Below are 15,188 nucleotides of genomic sequence, written 5' to 3'. Positions count from 1 at the left end.
GTAAATCAATTACATACAAAAATACGAATTTAAGACATTGGCTGTATTATTTTCTTCAAAAGATTACCGGGTAAAGTTTTTATTCTTGATGAAGTGCTTTATAATTAAAATAGATTCCTTACACGACTATAAAGATTCTGGTTCTCTTATGAGAAAGGGATGCATTTAGTATGCACCCCTTTGCCAATTTGGTTAAATGTTTAATTTTTATAATCTTACAAGGCTCATTGATTTTGTTGCATGAAATAAGCTTTACCGTTATTATACCATACTTCAAATCCTTTTGATTTTAGCAAATCCATGATTGGTACGGGCTTGAATGGTGCAGTTAATTCCATAATCTGATTGTTTTGCAATTCCTTTGATAACCGGATAATCTCTTGCATGGGGTTTTCTCCAGACTCTATAATAGGACGAGCATCAAACCGAATTGTGATATTCATTTCGCCAAACCATTCCGGCTTATTTTTCTGTTCATTCTCTATATCTATTGATTCATTACTGTTATCAATAGGCAACCCGGCGGCTTGGCGCAGTGTTTCAAGAAGTAGAATAGGGGAGATGCCCGCAACTATTGCAGCCTGCTGTAATGTCGTAACCTTTGCTACAGTACGGCGCAAAATAGGATTCCGCAGTTTAGAGAATGCAGGAGAAAGTTCCAATAGTGTACCCTCTAACTGAGGATATGCATCCAGCAAATCAGAAACCTTTATATGTAGATTAATATCCATGACTCTTTATTTTGAATAAGAAAGTAACCTCTGATCTCCTTCCAGCTTTCGCAAATCGGTTATATCCTGAGTAATTTCTATCACGCCTAAATATTCTCCGTCCTGTCCCCTGAGAGCGGTATAATCTATATGCACAAAGCGTCCTTTGAAGTTAGATATCCAAAATGCGGCTTTGTTTTCTTTGCCGGTCTTGAAGTCATCAATGATTTGTTCTACGATATGAACACTGTGGGGAGGATGGCACATACGTACATCACGCCCGATAATAGAACGATTTCTCTCAAATACACGATTAGGACTGTGAGAAAAGAACTTTACTTTATCATCTTTATCAACAAAAGTGATATCTACCGGAAGAGTAACAAAAAGAGCTTCTAACTCTTTTATATCGAAGCTGCCTGAAGATAGCTTAATTGCATTACCCGGCATAAAGATCGCTTCTTCTTGCTTTACACGTTCGGGTTTCCACTCTACGCTTGGATCATAAAGGCAAAAACCGTATATCGTTGTTTCCTTATGTATTTGATACCAATTTTCTTCAGTGAGTGTATCCAAGCACATCGGCAATAGAATTTGTTCTTCTTTCATTATCATGCCTTCTATTGCATCGATTGCAGGTTGCAAAACCAACGAGCAAACCGTTTCCAGCTCTTCTCTTGTCAGTTCGCTTTTGAGAGCTTCATGAGCGGCTTTCAATAATTCCCGGGTTTCATCATGTTTTCCCCACATCACCTTCGGTGGACCTGTAATTCCTGCCTTCTCCAGAAATGGAAACAGTAAATACTCTTTGCGCAAATAGTGTTTATCTACATCCGATAGTTGATTAAAGAGGCTTCGCAATCCCATCGTATAATCTGCAATGTCACTATCTTTCAAGTTTTTCAACACATCGAACATCCCATAAGTCAGGTCGATGCGCTTTTCCAGTTCTCTGTTTTCTTTGATAAAAGTATCTACAGGATGTCCATCAGGTACACCTTTGGCGGTTGATGTATCTATACTTCCGTCGAGTACAGCCGTGTGTATATCACAGAGACGTAATATATCTTCTTCGGGAAGACCTTCAGCTATCAATTCCTGCTCTACCTCTACTACCTCATTGTATGGAACCGAGTGTAGTAAATTTATCAGATGGCTTTTCACTTGTTCGGGAGCTTCGCCGTTATGTAATTGAAGAATAAGATGTTTAAGTAACTCTTTTCTTTTTTCGGAATTATTGATTAGCTCGCTCATCGCCTATTCTTTTATCATGGTTAATAACATCTTAAAAGACTCCACAGCTTGAAGTGCATGGGTTATGTTAGCCGGCATTATAATAATCTCACCTGCCTTTACCCTGTGAGGTTCGCCATTTATGCGAATCTCAGCTTCACCATCCAGTACTTGTACAAGCGCATCGAAAGGTGCTGTATGCTCGCTAAGTCCTTGTCCCTTGTCGAAGGAAAATAATGTAACATTTCCTGCTCGGTTTTTAAGTATTTGTTTGCTTACTACTCCTCCTGTGGAATAATCGATTTGCCCCGCAATATTGAATACGGTTGCTTTAGCGAATGTATTTGTTTCCATTTTTAATGTTTTATGTAATTATGTGCTGACATTATGAAGCAAGAAACATCTTCATATCTTCGTCAGGTGTGGTAATAGAGCCAATACCAAAATTATCAACCAGCACTTTAGCCACGTTAGGCGATAAGAATGCCGGGAGTGTTGGCCCTAAGTGAATATTTTTTACACCGAGTGATAACAATGCAAGAAGAACGATAACAGCTTTTTGCTCGTACCATGCAATGTTGTATGCAATCGGTAATTCATTAATGTCATTTAGTTCAAAAACTTCTTTAAGTTTCAGCGCAATCAAAGCGAGAGAGTAACTGTCGTTACATTGTCCGGCATCGAGAACACGAGGAATACCACCTATATCACCCAGAGGCAATTTGTTGTAGCGATACTTAGCACAACCGGCAGTAAGGATAACTGTATCTTTAGGTAGATTTTCTGCAAATTCAGTATAATAGTTACGTCCTTTCATACGACCATCGCAACCTGCCATTACAAAGAACTTCCGTATAGCTCCTGTTTTTACAGCGTCAACGACCTTATCAGCAAGAGCAAATACCTGTGCGTGAGCAAATCCTCCGATAATTTCTCCAGACTCTATTTCAGTAGGAGCTTTGCATTGTTTTGCATGCTCTATCAATTTTGAAAAATCTTTAGGCTGCCCGTCTTTTCTGTCTTCTATATGTTGGAAGCCGGTAAACCCTGATGCACCGGTAGTATATACTTTATCTGCGTAGGTTGACGTAGATCGTGGAGGTACAATACAGTTAGTTGTAAATAGTATTACGCCATTAAATGATTCAAAGTCTTCGTTCTGACGCCACCAAGCACTACCATAGTTGCCTACAAAATGGCTATATTTCTTAAATGCAGGGTAGTAATGTGCCGGAAGCATTTCGCTGTGTGTGTAGACATCTACGCCTGTTCCTGCTGTTTGTTCTAATAGGTCTTGCATATCACGCAAGTCGTGACCAGAGATAAGAATACCAGGATTATTGCGAACTCCGATATTTACTTTGGTAATTTCAGGATTTCCGTATGTAGAAGTATTTGCCTTATCAAGCAAAGCCATTGTTTTTACACCATATTCACCACACTTAAGCACAAGAGCTGTAAGCTCGTCTCCGCTTAATTCTTGGGTTGTTGCAACTAAAGCTTCTTGCATAAAAGCATGGATGTCATCATCCTCATATCCCAGATTTGACGCATGTTCAGCGTAAGCTGCCATCCCTTTGATTCCATAGATAAGAAGTTCACGCAACGAGCGTATATCTTCATTTTTAGTTTCAAGGATTCCTACATTTCCAGCCTTCACTTCCATTTCTTTTACGCTTTCGGTAGTCCAAGTAATACAGTCACAATCTAGGTTGGGTGTAGTGTTGCCTCCTTTAGCTTTTAATTCGAGTAAAAGTTCGTCTCTCAGATTTATAGCTTCACGTACACGTATTACGAAACGCTCTTTGTCGAAGTTTGCATTGGTGATTGTCATAAATAATGACTCCATTACAAAGCGGTTTGTATAAGCGGATATTTCTACACCTGCTTTACGTAACTCTACTGTACTATATGAGATTCCTTTGAGAAGAAACATTAACAAGTCTTGAAGATTAGCAACCTCCGAAGTTTTTCCACAAACACCTTTTACCGTACAGCCTGTATTGTGAGCTGTTTCCTGACACTGATAACAAAACATATTCATATTCTTAGTTTTTTAGTTAATTATTTTTTATAGAATGATTATTCCTTTATTTCTGAAAAATTGGTTATATAGTAAATTTAACTCCTGATTATTGTGACTACCTGTTATTTCCTATGCAAACATACGATGGTAGTAAAACTAAAATCGTAACATTTGTTACGACTGTGAATTATTTTTTGTAACTTTGTAAAAAATTACAAGACTATGAACTCTGACTTACTCTTTTTCTGTACAATGTGTCGTGAAAAATCTCAAGAAGAGATTGCTCGACTAAAGTGTACGATAGATCATACTATAAAGCATTATAAAAAAGGAGAATATATCGCCTATCAGGGCGATGTTATTTCACAGTTATATATGTTATCAAAAGGGAAAGTAAAAACAGAGATAGTTTCCGATTCGGGGCTTACTCTATCAGTAGAAGAAATTTCAGCTCCTTATCCTTTGGCTGCTGCTTTTATTTTTGCGGAAAATAATCGTTTTCCTGTGGATGTGATAGCTCTTGATGATAGCGAAATCTTATTTATCACCAAAGACTCTGTGGAGAAACAAATGGCTAAATGTCCCGGATTTTTGCGAGGTTTTATGGCCTTCAATGCCGATCGTGTCCAATTCTTGTCCGAAAGGCTCAAAATATTCTCACAAAAAGGAATTAAAGCTAAAATAGCATATTACATTTTACAGCACGATAAAAACGGATCTTTTGAATTAGGGAAAAGCATCGCATCTCTTGCCGAGTATTTTGGTGTAGAACGTCCTTCCCTATCCAGAGCTATTTCAGAAATGGCTGCCAGTGGAATCATAGAATTTGAAGGAGGTAAAGGTAAAATACTAAACTATAATGAAATAAAAGAATTGTTAGGATAATTGATATCCGAATATCTTTTGTCTTACTCTATAATAATAGAGAACCGAATTTTCTATTCTATCTATATAGCTCTGTATTGTCAATATACATGTACACTCCCTTGTGCGGCCGGTAGATAATTTACCCCAATCCAAGTTATCATCAGTAATATGAATGCGATAGGCAACGCCCAAAGCGCAACTTTATCATATTTACCATACAACCGTATATGTATATACGCGAGATAAGCCATGGACGTAACAAAAGCCCATGTTTCTTTAGGATCCCATGACCAATAATGTCCCCATGCTTCTTTTGCCCATACAGCACCCATCAGCATTCCTAATACAAGGAATCCAAATCCTACATAAACGATATTATCTATAAAATTGAATATCTTTTCATCAGAATAACCATTACGGTGTACTTTTCGTAATTGCACAAAAGCTCCGATAGTAGCAGCTCCAAACATAGCGTAAGAAAGAATATAGGATGTGACATGAGGTACAAACCATTCGCTTTGAAGAGCAGGCATCAAATTTTTAGAATGTATTTCGGGCTTAAATAAATTGATAAACACAAAAACTGATGCTACCAATGCAGAGAAAGATAATAGCCAAGGATATTTCCATCTGCGATACGCTAGGTATCCGACCGAAGACAGAAAGAAAGAATACCATAAGCGAGTTTCACCCATCGTTCTCATTGGCGGACGTTCGATATGTATCCAAAAGCCTGTGATAAATGCTGCAAATACAGCAATACCACATAGCATTAATATATCAGCTAATCGCTTTTGTGATCGATACACTATAATTCCGGCAGAAAACCAGAGTATTACAGCAGGAAGTGCAAACCATATAAAATTATTCCAATTCATATTCTTATCTTAATACTATTATTCTTTGTTGTTGTCATTCTCACTTCTATGCTTAACCAATCTGCCATTCCAAATTAAAGCGATTGAACCTAGAGCGATAAAAATAAATCCGATATATACCGGTATAACCCAAGGGTCGTATACAAGTTCCATGCTACTGTATGAAGATAAGCGTCCGGCCTGATTATCATATCCGTATTGATAGATTGTCCAACTTCCTATACGCATTGGTTTATTTACTTCTATTGTTCCTTTTTTTATTGTGCCATCAGGTGTGTATGCTTCTATATCCGACATAAATCGTTTTGGCTCGGGAACGCTCATTACCACACACTGGTGTTCATCGAGGGGAAGGGTCATATAAAGTTGTGCCTGATTTCCTCCGCATATCCATCCGGTGGTATCTTTACCTTGAGATACATTGAATGCTCGTATTTTGGCAGCCGGAGTTGCTCCGGGCATAGGTACCTCCCTATAGGTACTATCGCTATTGCGTACTGCCTGATGGATATATTCTTTCAATTCAATCTTCCATCCATTAAGTTGTCCTTGAGCTATCTCTGTATCTATCTGATAATAGTCCGGCTTGTCTTCTGGCAGAGGTTTTCCACTTTTGCGATCTATAATAGTTAGTTTGGGTGGATATTCCTCCATATCAAAATCGTTTAGTTGTATCGCAATCGGTAATTCCTTTACGTTTTCATCTTCATCATAAACTCTCCACTCTACTTCTCCTTCACGTATGTGCATCAGATAACGTTCAATATCAGCATGTCCCAGTCCTGCGGCGAAAAGTGTAATCCATAGTCCGATATGGTTTAAGTAAAATGCGTAGTCCTTCTTGCGAAAATTAAATAAACGGCGAACGATAAGACAGCCAAGTGATAATAGGGTGATAAAGTAAATGAGTATGAAAGCCCATGAACTTGTCATACTGTCGAAACCCAGACTTGAAAATATGTTTTCCGAAACTTCGTCCGTATGGCTTGTCGTTTGTGGAGTAAGCCCCATGATGATCGTAAGAATGAGTAATGCTGAGATTAAACAGACTGAAGAGGGAATACCACTAAACCATAGTATGAAATGGTTCTTACGAACAAAAAGCGAAAGAATACATAAAATCAGTATAATACCTCCAACCAAGAGATTGGAAGGGAATGCCAATAAATAAAAATTAAAATTACCAATTGTGAGTTGAAGGAGAAATCCGACCAAAAGGATTCCGCACGTAGCAACAATGCTTTCAGGATATCCCCAAGACTGTTGCCACATTTTTCGATTATTTGTTTTTTCCATCTGTTTATATAGAAGAGAGCTATTATTTTTTTGTCGAGAATAGTTTAGGTGTTATATTTATAGATACCCATCCCCAATCTTGCCAGCTTTTATGGTATCCGCCTTTTACTACATCCATCGATTTGCTTCCAAGCATGAACGAATAGCCTGCCATAAGTTTTACATCAGGCATGATTGACCAATTTACCTGAAAGTCAAACTCAGAACCTAAGCCTTTGTCTATTTTTTCATTTGATACAACAACTTCATTTGCAGTCAAGAAATAATGATAATTCAAAGATAGATCGACTTTTTTCGAGGGCTTGTAGAAAATGGCAAGTTGGTTGTCCCATAACCCCGGATTGAGACCATTCGCAAATGAAGAAGCATAGAAGTAATCCATTGTTCCATAGAACTTATGGTGTGTACCATACAACGGATCAAATGCTTTTTGCTTTGTGTCATCCTGCTTGTTTCCACTCAGATAGTCACTGCCTACACCTAATGACCATTTAGAGTCTATTTTGAAACCTGCAAAAAGACTTCCCATAAAGGCTGATACTTCTTTATTTGACTTATTTTTTCCTGTTTGATAATAAAAAGAACCTTTGATATCCCAACCATTTGCTATATAAGTCAAATAAGTCCCAAAGGTTTGCATATACTTGTTGGATGAATCTTCTTCGCTTCCGTACTGAAGACCCAGATTCATTGCAAGTAATGAGATGCCGAATGGGGTCTCTTTATTTCCATAGTGATACCAAAGTGTTTGCATATTTTTATAAGGCTGTCCTCCGGCTTCATAAAAACTTCCTCCTTTTATTTTTTCATCGTTCTGGTTTAAAGCCAGGATCAAATGCAAAGTGTTTATTTTATCCGCATATCCTAACTTTAATACATCATGATAGCGTCCCGAAACGTTCCAATCGAGCCCACCTAATATACGTTCATCGTCATAAGATAATGCTTGTCTTCCTAATTGGGCAAAGAATCCATTGTTAAAATTTAATTTAGCCCATGCTTCGTTTAGCATGAAACGCCCATTTTTATCTACTTGGGGATCTTGCCCCCAAACTCCAACGTGCTGTCCTGATAGTTTTAATTCTAGATTTGAACGTTGAAAGTCCATTGAGATTCGAGCACGGTTGTTTATGAAAGTAGCGGGGTGTTCACCTTCATTTCTGGCGAACAAGGCCCCATTGCGATATTCTCCCCGTGATCGTAGTTGCGCCGATATGGAAAATATGTCTTCTTGATTATTCTCTTGTCCTAATAATGTGAGAGGGAGTAATAGCAACCCTATTATGAAAATCTTTCTCATAATGATTATAGTTTAAAAAGCGCCTGCAAATGCTATATTCGATGAATGCAGACGCCCTTGAGGTAAGAAAAAATTAGTTCATAGCCAGCTTTCCTTCTGATTTGGCTTTTTCTATCCAAGTAGGAAGTGTTGTTTTAATCCACTTATCTTTGTCCTCACGAAGCTTTTTCATATCCAGTCCGATATATTCCTGAGCTTTTGATTTTGTAGAAATATCTGGCATTTTAACGTCTGCAACTCCAAGAGTGAATAATACTTTTTGCAGTTCCAGTTGTGCTTGTAGCGTACGGTCTAAACTATGAGCAAGGATTCGTTGAGTTTCTACAGGAGCATGGAAGGATGCACCGTGAGAGGCCACAGCAAAATCCCAACGCCATTGAGCCTGACGAATCAATTTCAAAGACTCTTTCATTTTAGCTTCATCTGCACCATTGTCCCACGCTGCTTTAGCCATTACATGGGCTTTAGCAAGTTCTACTTCTATCCTGTTTCTAATCTCTAATGCTTTATCCTGATATTGATAAACATAATTTTTTAGATTCTCTTCACTATCTCTATGGCATGTTTGACATGTTGATGATACATTTTTAAGCGGACTCATTACCTGATGGTTAGAATACTTAATGCCTCCTTCGGACATATATGGCATGTGACAGTCGGCACATGATAATCCACGTTGAGCGTGTGGTCCTAAAAGGAAAATTTCATAGTCAGGATGCTGTGCTTTTAGCATTGGAGCTTTGCTCAGATGATGCACCCAGTCTGTATAATTTGCATTGTCATAATATTCTTCCATCGATTCTACTGTCATACCTCCATCCCAAGGGAAGGTCAGATATTTACCGTCACCCTTAAAGAAATATTCGACATGGCATTGGGCACATACCAGAGATCGCATTTCCTGAGGAGTTGCTTTTGTAATATCTTTGCCTTGACGCTCAAAGGCCTCTATCAAAGCCGGGCGAGTGATAGTCAGATTCATCGTCTTAGGATCGTGACAATCGGCACAACCTACAGGATTTACAATCTCACTGCCAAACTGACTCCATGAGGCTTTGTAAAAATTCTCTATTCCTACTTCATGCATCATTCGTGGTACATCAGGGCTCTTACAAGCCCAGCAAGTAGCAGGTTGCATATCTTTGTGTTCATGATCAGGTGTTCCGGTACGAAGTGTATGCGTCACATCTTCTATCGTATACATATGTCCGCGTGGAGCCGAATAGTCTCTGGAAAATGCATAACCAGCCCAAAGAACAACCATTTCGGGACGGCTTTCGAGTACATCTTCAGGCATATTGCCTAAATGCTTACTACGGAAATCCATTTCTTTTGTTTTTTTCCAAGTATCGTATTCACGAGGATAATTGATACCCCATTCTTCACTATTGGTATTAATTCCTGTAATCTCTATCTTTTTATTATTATACAGAGTCGCTATTTCAGCTCTACGTTCTGTAATAGATGCTGCTAAAAGTCCAAGCATAAATACCAAAACCATTACTACCGCAAAAATCCCCCATCCAATGATCGGTTTTCGCCTGATTGCTTCTGCTAATTTCTTTAACATATTGGATCTTATTTTTTATTTTTCATAATATTATTCAACCAATCCGGTACTGCTGACTTTGGTAACGGAACAATCGCGTTCGGTGAAGAAGATAGATTACTCACGATGGTGTGAGGAACTTCCCGATGACAATCCCAGCAAGCTTTTCCTTCACCTTCTTTTACCTGTGTGTAGTTTATCATACCGGTATTCACAAATTCTGTATTCAATTGAGTATGGCAGCGAATGCAGTTATCCATGATTACTTTTTTACTGGCATCTCGAGGACGGATAACCTGTGGTTCAGCATTTAATGTAAATACTGCAGCATGATAAAGTCCATCCATAGCTTTGAATGCATATTTATTTATGACATTATCATGTGGTACATGGCAATCGTTGCAATTGGCCCATTCTCGGTGTGCGCTGTGTTGCCATGTTTGATAATAAGGGGTCATAATATGGCAATTGATACAAGCTTCGGGATCATCAGACAGATAAGAATGTGCCCGGGACATATAGGCCGTGTATCCGCCAAGTCCGGCTATGATTCCCGCTATAACAAATAGTGGAACAACAAAATTCCGTGGTATTAGATTTAGAAGTTTTCTCATTTTATTTACCAATGAACACTGTTATAAAACAAAGATATTATATAGAAATGATAATTTCCGTAACAAATGTTACGTGGTGTTGTTTTTTATTAATTAATTTAGAGCTACTTATATCATTTCGTCTCTTTTGAGAGTTATCCAAATATGTTATCCTGTTTCAATGGATAATTAAAGTCGTGTCATAATATTAAAGAATAGAGTATCTGTTTATTGAAATAATTTATTTGTAATAGATACTTATACAGATTTTTTAGTTGTATGAGAGTGAACCGTTATAAAAGACGTATATAAATGTTTGTTATTCACGACAAAATACAAATTATTTTTTATTCTTCAAAGAATTTTGTTCTTTGTTTTAACTTTTTATTTGCTTAAGGTTTAGCTTGGTCTCTATTTGTCCTTTTCATCTAAAAGCGGTAATTTTGCGCACAGCTTTTTTGAAGCACTAAAAAAACATACAAAAGAAAGAAATGAATAAGAAGATATCAGATTTTGAGATAATGGCACCTGTTGGCTCTTACGACTCTTTAGCTGCGGCTATACAGGGTGGGGCAAACTCTATTTACTTTGGAATAGAAGGGCTGAATATGCGAGCCAAGTCTTCTAATAACTTTACAATGGATGACTTGAAGCAGATAGCCGCTATATGTAAAGAAAATGGACTAAAGAGCTATTTGACGGTGAATACAATAATTTACGACAATGATATCTCGTTGATGCACCAGATTGTAAATGCTGCAAAAGAGGCTGAGCTTTCAGCCGTAATTGCTTCTGATGTAGCTGTGATGATGTATGCGCGCAGCATAGGTGTTGAAGTTCATTTATCTACACAGTTGAATATTACGAATACAGAGTCCTTAAAGTTTTACGGGCAATTTGCTGATGTTGTTGTATTGGCACGCGAGCTGAATCTCGATCAGGTGGCTTCTATCTATAAAGATATTGTAGAGCAAAATATAAGAGGTCCTAAAGGGGAACTTATCCGTATCGAAATGTTTTCTCATGGAGCTTTGTGTATGGCTGTGTCAGGCAAATGTTACCTGAGCTTGCATGAAAGAGATTTATCTGCAAATAGAGGGGCATGCAATCAACTGTGCCGCCGCAGCTATATTGTAAAAGATAAGGAGTCGGATATCGAACTTGAAATTGACAACGAATACATCATGTCTCCAAAAGATTTGAAAACCATTCATTTTATGAACAAAATGATGGATGCCGGTGTACGTGTATTTAAAATAGAAGGGCGTGCTCGTGGTCCCGAATATGTGCGTACTGTAGTCGAATGCTACAAAGAAGCGGTGCAAGCCTATTGTGAAGATACATATACTGAAGAAAAGATTGAAAAGTGGGACGAACGCCTTGCTACGGTCTTTAATAGAGGATTCTGGGATGGTTATTATCTTGGTCAGAAACTGGGAGAGTGGTCTAGCAATTATGGCTCAGGAGCAACAAAACGAAAAATATACATAGGTAAAGGGATTAAATATTTCTCAAATCTTGGTGTTGCCGAATTCTTGATGGAAACACAATCGTTGAAGGTTGGTGACGAAATACTTATTACCGGGCCTACTACAGGAGCAGTAACACAGATCGTAGACGAAATTAGAGTTGACCTTCAACCTGTAGAAGAGACAGTAAAAGGCGAGAAGTTCTCTATTAAAGTGAATGAGAAAATCAGACCTTCCGACAAACTATTTAAGCTAGTAGCGGTAGAACGGAAGAAGAAGTTTGTAGAAAAGATATAGCAATATTATTTTTTCAGATTCCTTTTTATATTAAACTTCACGATCTTCGTAACTAGATTCAATGGTAAAGGTTTATCCAATGGCAATTGTATTGCTCCTTTCGATGTTTTGTATTGTGTGAGTTCTTCTTCGAAGGCAATAATAGCTTCTGCACCCGGATATAAACCGATGTGCTTTTTATGACCTGCAAAGTGTATAAGATTTCCATTCTGATGAAAGGTGGGCATTTGCCAACTGATTTTTTCGATTGCATCAGGTGCAGCTTTTTTGATGGTTCTTCTTAGTTTATCCATCAATACCTGAATATTCTCAGGAAATGAAGCTATATATTCATCTATATTTTGCATAATTATAATCTTTAGTTCTAATTAAATAAATTTGTAAGGCTTGAAAATTAAATTCAAGCCTTACAAATTTATTTAAAATTATTTCAATATGAACTAAAATAAAAAAAGGTGGGAGTATGTACTCCCACCAATTCAGAATTATATTCGTTATAAGTCTTGTATATTTTCTTCTATTTTTTTTGCAATTTCTTCAAATTCAAATTGCTCAATCTTTATTCTTGGATTTGAAAGGCTCATATCTGATTCTTTATTTATAGGAATCAAGTGTATATGAGCATGAGGTACTTCAAGGCCTACAACCATTATACCTACACGTTTGCAAGTAATGGCTTTCTCAATAGATTTTGCAACTTTCTTTGCAAAAATGACCATATATTTTAAAATATCGTCGTCAAGATCGAATATGTAATCGACCTCCTGCTTAGGAATGACAAGGGTATGTCCTTTTGCCATCGGATTTATATCCAAAAATGCAAAGAACCTCTCATCTTCAGCCACCTTATATGATGGTATCTCACCCTTAACAATTCTACTGAAAATACTAGGCATAAGTTTATAATGATATATCCATAATTTCGAAACTCATAATTCCCGAAGGAACTTTTATTTCGGCTATATCTCCCACTTTTTTGCCCATTAATCCTTGCGCGATAGGAGTGTTTACAGCCATCTTGTTTTCTTTCAAGTTAGCCTCGCTCTCTGCAACGATTGTATATGTCATCTTTTGGTTATTTTTCGTATTGCGTATTGTAACCTTGTTCAATATTTGCACAACGTCTGTTCCTATTGAATCTTCATTGATCAGACGAGCATTTGCCAATAGATTTTTCATTTGGGCTATTTTAGCTTCAAGTAGCCCCTGAGCCTCTTTGGCTGCATCGTATTCAGCATTTTCAGATAAGTCTCCCTTGTCTCTAGCTTCTGCTATTTGTTTCGATATAGCAGGCCTTTCCGTAGTTTCAAGAGTGTTGATTTCTTCTTTCAACTTTTTGTAACCTTCCGCGGTCATGTAAGTGATAGCCATGGTAATTAAAAATTAAATTAATTCCTACTGTTTTTTAAATTTTTGATTGTTTTTAAAGCGACAAAAAGAAAAAGAATTCCTGCCGTTAAAGGCCAGAACTCCTTTTCCTTTTTCATTTTATCAAAAACAAAGATATACTATATTTTTCGTATTTTCAAATATTTGGAAATACTTTTATAATAATTTTTGAACTTCTGAAGCTAGGTTATCAGTAGATAAAATTCTTTTTACAATCTCTCCATTCTTGTTTAATAAATATGTAGTAGGGAAGCCCTGAATGTTGAATTTTGCAAGCCATTCAGAGTTGAGTAGTTTACTATCTCTTACACATATCCAAGGTAAATTTGTTGCTGCATTTTTCCATGCATGTATATCCGTGTCAAAAGATACTTGGTACACTTCTACATTTCCTTTATTCTTACTATATACATTATTGATAAGTATATTGTGAGCCGGAGAAAAATCTGTTTGGTATGCAGTAAAATCGAGTATAACAACTTTTCCTTTTAATGAAGATAAACTTACCTCCTTGTTATTTATATCAGGTAGCGTTATATTATAAAACACACTGTGATCTGTAGCCTCGGTATTCTCTAGTTTTTTCATTGTTTCTTCCTGACTTGCCATTTGTTTCAACTCAGCCAAAGTAGTCAGCGTAAAAGTCTTTAAATGCTCTGCTCGTGGTGATTTTGATTTATATAGGTCCCAAACGGTAGCAACAGCTCTGAAAGCTACCAAGTCATTTTTATCATAAGGATCGAATATTAAATATCCATCTACTTTTTGAAATAAAGCAAAATAGCTGGCTAAGCTTTTTGAGTCAGATAAGATTAGATCTTTAGCTTTCGTTTTATATTCATCCAGCGCTTTTTGAATTTCTGCGACATATTGATCCTGTGATATTTCTTTACTTTCAAATTGTTTTCTCAAATCAGACACAGTCCGACTAAGCTTGTTTTGGGCAAAAACAATATCTTTTATTTTCACAGAGCCTTCAGATCCCTCTATTGTATATTCCGAAGCAAATGTAGGTTTGCTAGCATGTACAGTAATTGTTTCTATAGAGTCTATAGCTAAGTTTATGGATTGTTTATCGATTCTTAGTAAATAGAATTCAGGATATCCTAATGCAGGCTCTTTAAATTTGAAATTCCCATCTGCATCTAGTTTTACTGAGTCTATGATTGTTGTTTCATTCAAAGACCGTCTTTCTAGATATAGCATTGTGGTGTCGGCATTGGCAATCTTACCCTCTACTGTAAAATGAGGACCTTTATTCTGACAAGATGCAAAAGTGATGACCGCAAGAGTAATAATAGATAACTTGGAAAAAAGAAATGTTTTCATGTATAATGCATGTTATAATTATATAAGTATTTAGCGGAACAAAGATATTAATTATAATTATTATGTGATTCTCCGCAAGAGTTTCTTTCCAAAAATATTTTCATATATATATAATATAGTAAGGTTAGGATTGCTCTTTTTGATGGATGCTCTTATAGTCAAAAAAACAATCATTGATTAAGTAGTTTTGTTTAAGGGTTTTGTATATTTCGGTTAAAATATTTTGAAAAAAAGGCATTAAAATATTTGGAG

At 36.9% G+C, this 15,188-nt stretch carries 15 protein-coding genes; 2 read left to right on the top strand and 13 right to left on the bottom strand.

Annotation, left to right across the window (positions count from 1 at the left end; translation table 11 throughout):
• Positions 1 to 224: 224 nt before the first annotated feature.
• From BGO84_RS01085 to hcp, 4 genes are read right to left on the bottom strand one after another with little or no spacing between them, the layout of a single operon-like run.
• Positions 225 to 731 carry a DUF1858 domain-containing protein gene (locus BGO84_RS01085; protein ID WP_291026866.1) on the bottom strand — a complete coding sequence of 169 codons (507 nt, stop codon included), beginning with the start codon at positions 729 to 731 and terminating at the stop codon, positions 225 to 227.
• Positions 732 to 737: 6 nt separating this feature from the next.
• A complete protein-coding gene (locus tag BGO84_RS01080; RefSeq protein ID WP_291026863.1) occupies positions 738 to 1,964 on the bottom strand; it encodes a DUF438 domain-containing protein in 1,227 nt (408 codons plus the stop codon).
• 3 nt (positions 1,965 to 1,967) lie between these two features.
• Positions 1,968 to 2,297 (bottom strand): cupin domain-containing protein, encoded by a 330-nt coding sequence (locus BGO84_RS01075; RefSeq protein WP_291026860.1) that lies wholly within the window; start codon positions 2,295 to 2,297, stop codon positions 1,968 to 1,970.
• A 31-nt stretch (positions 2,298 to 2,328) separates the two neighbouring features.
• On the bottom strand, positions 2,329 to 3,981 hold the full coding sequence (gene hcp, locus BGO84_RS01070) for a hydroxylamine reductase (protein ID WP_291027146.1): 1,653 nt from the start codon (positions 3,979 to 3,981) through the stop codon (positions 2,329 to 2,331).
• Positions 3,982 to 4,191: 210 nt separating this feature from the next.
• Between hcp and BGO84_RS01065 the strand changes: the two genes are divergently transcribed.
• Positions 4,192 to 4,854, top strand: coding sequence for a Crp/Fnr family transcriptional regulator (locus BGO84_RS01065; RefSeq protein WP_252638821.1), 663 nt, complete (start codon positions 4,192 to 4,194; stop codon positions 4,852 to 4,854).
• 80 nt (positions 4,855 to 4,934) lie between these two features.
• On the opposite strand, the gene ccsA is transcribed toward BGO84_RS01065, so the two are convergent.
• The 5 genes from ccsA to nrfH form a co-directional block, all read right to left on the bottom strand.
• On the bottom strand, positions 4,935 to 5,714 hold the full coding sequence (gene ccsA / locus BGO84_RS01060; protein ID WP_291026857.1) for a cytochrome c biogenesis protein CcsA: 780 nt from the start codon (positions 5,712 to 5,714) through the stop codon (positions 4,935 to 4,937).
• Between the two features lie 18 nt (positions 5,715 to 5,732).
• Entirely contained in the window at positions 5,733 to 7,010 is a 1,278-nt protein-coding gene (locus tag BGO84_RS01055; RefSeq protein ID WP_291026854.1) for a cytochrome c biogenesis protein ResB, read from the bottom strand.
• 22 nt (positions 7,011 to 7,032) lie between these two features.
• Entirely contained in the window at positions 7,033 to 8,310 is a 1,278-nt protein-coding gene (locus BGO84_RS01050) for an alginate export family protein (RefSeq protein WP_291026851.1), read from the bottom strand.
• Between the two features lie 73 nt (positions 8,311 to 8,383).
• Positions 8,384 to 9,880 (bottom strand): ammonia-forming cytochrome c nitrite reductase, encoded by a 1,497-nt coding sequence (gene nrfA / locus BGO84_RS01045; RefSeq protein ID WP_291026848.1) that lies wholly within the window; start codon positions 9,878 to 9,880, stop codon positions 8,384 to 8,386.
• 8 nt (positions 9,881 to 9,888) lie between these two features.
• Positions 9,889 to 10,473, bottom strand: a complete 585-nt coding sequence (gene nrfH / locus BGO84_RS01040) for a cytochrome c nitrite reductase small subunit (RefSeq protein WP_291026845.1) — start codon at positions 10,471 to 10,473, stop codon at positions 9,889 to 9,891.
• 470 nt (positions 10,474 to 10,943) lie between these two features.
• Here nrfH and BGO84_RS01035 point away from each other — a divergent pair, with 470 nt between their 5' ends.
• On the top strand, positions 10,944 to 12,218 hold the full coding sequence (locus BGO84_RS01035) for a peptidase U32 family protein (protein WP_291026842.1): 1,275 nt from the start codon (positions 10,944 to 10,946) through the stop codon (positions 12,216 to 12,218).
• 5 nt (positions 12,219 to 12,223) lie between these two features.
• Here BGO84_RS01035 and BGO84_RS01030 read toward each other — a convergent pair whose 3' ends face one another.
• The 4 genes from BGO84_RS01030 to BGO84_RS01015 form a co-directional block, all read right to left on the bottom strand.
• Positions 12,224 to 12,565 (bottom strand): DUF1801 domain-containing protein, encoded by a 342-nt coding sequence (locus BGO84_RS01030; protein ID WP_291026839.1) that lies wholly within the window; start codon positions 12,563 to 12,565, stop codon positions 12,224 to 12,226.
• A 147-nt stretch (positions 12,566 to 12,712) separates the two neighbouring features.
• On the bottom strand, positions 12,713 to 13,114 hold the full coding sequence (locus BGO84_RS01025) for an HIT family protein (protein ID WP_291026836.1): 402 nt from the start codon (positions 13,112 to 13,114) through the stop codon (positions 12,713 to 12,715).
• Positions 13,115 to 13,118: 4 nt separating this feature from the next.
• Positions 13,119 to 13,589, bottom strand: a complete 471-nt coding sequence (gene greA / locus BGO84_RS01020; protein WP_135104445.1) for a transcription elongation factor GreA — start codon at positions 13,587 to 13,589, stop codon at positions 13,119 to 13,121.
• A gap of 174 nt (positions 13,590 to 13,763) precedes the next feature.
• Entirely contained in the window at positions 13,764 to 14,936 is a 1,173-nt protein-coding gene (locus BGO84_RS01015; RefSeq protein ID WP_291026833.1) for a TlpA disulfide reductase family protein, read from the bottom strand.
• Positions 14,937 to 15,188 lie beyond the last annotated feature (252 nt).

Origin of the sequence: Dysgonomonas sp. 37-18, assembly GCF_001899125.1 — a bacterium.
Lineage (GTDB): Bacteria > Bacteroidota > Bacteroidia > Bacteroidales > Dysgonomonadaceae > Dysgonomonas.
This window is presented reverse-complemented; position numbering and strand designations above follow the sequence as displayed.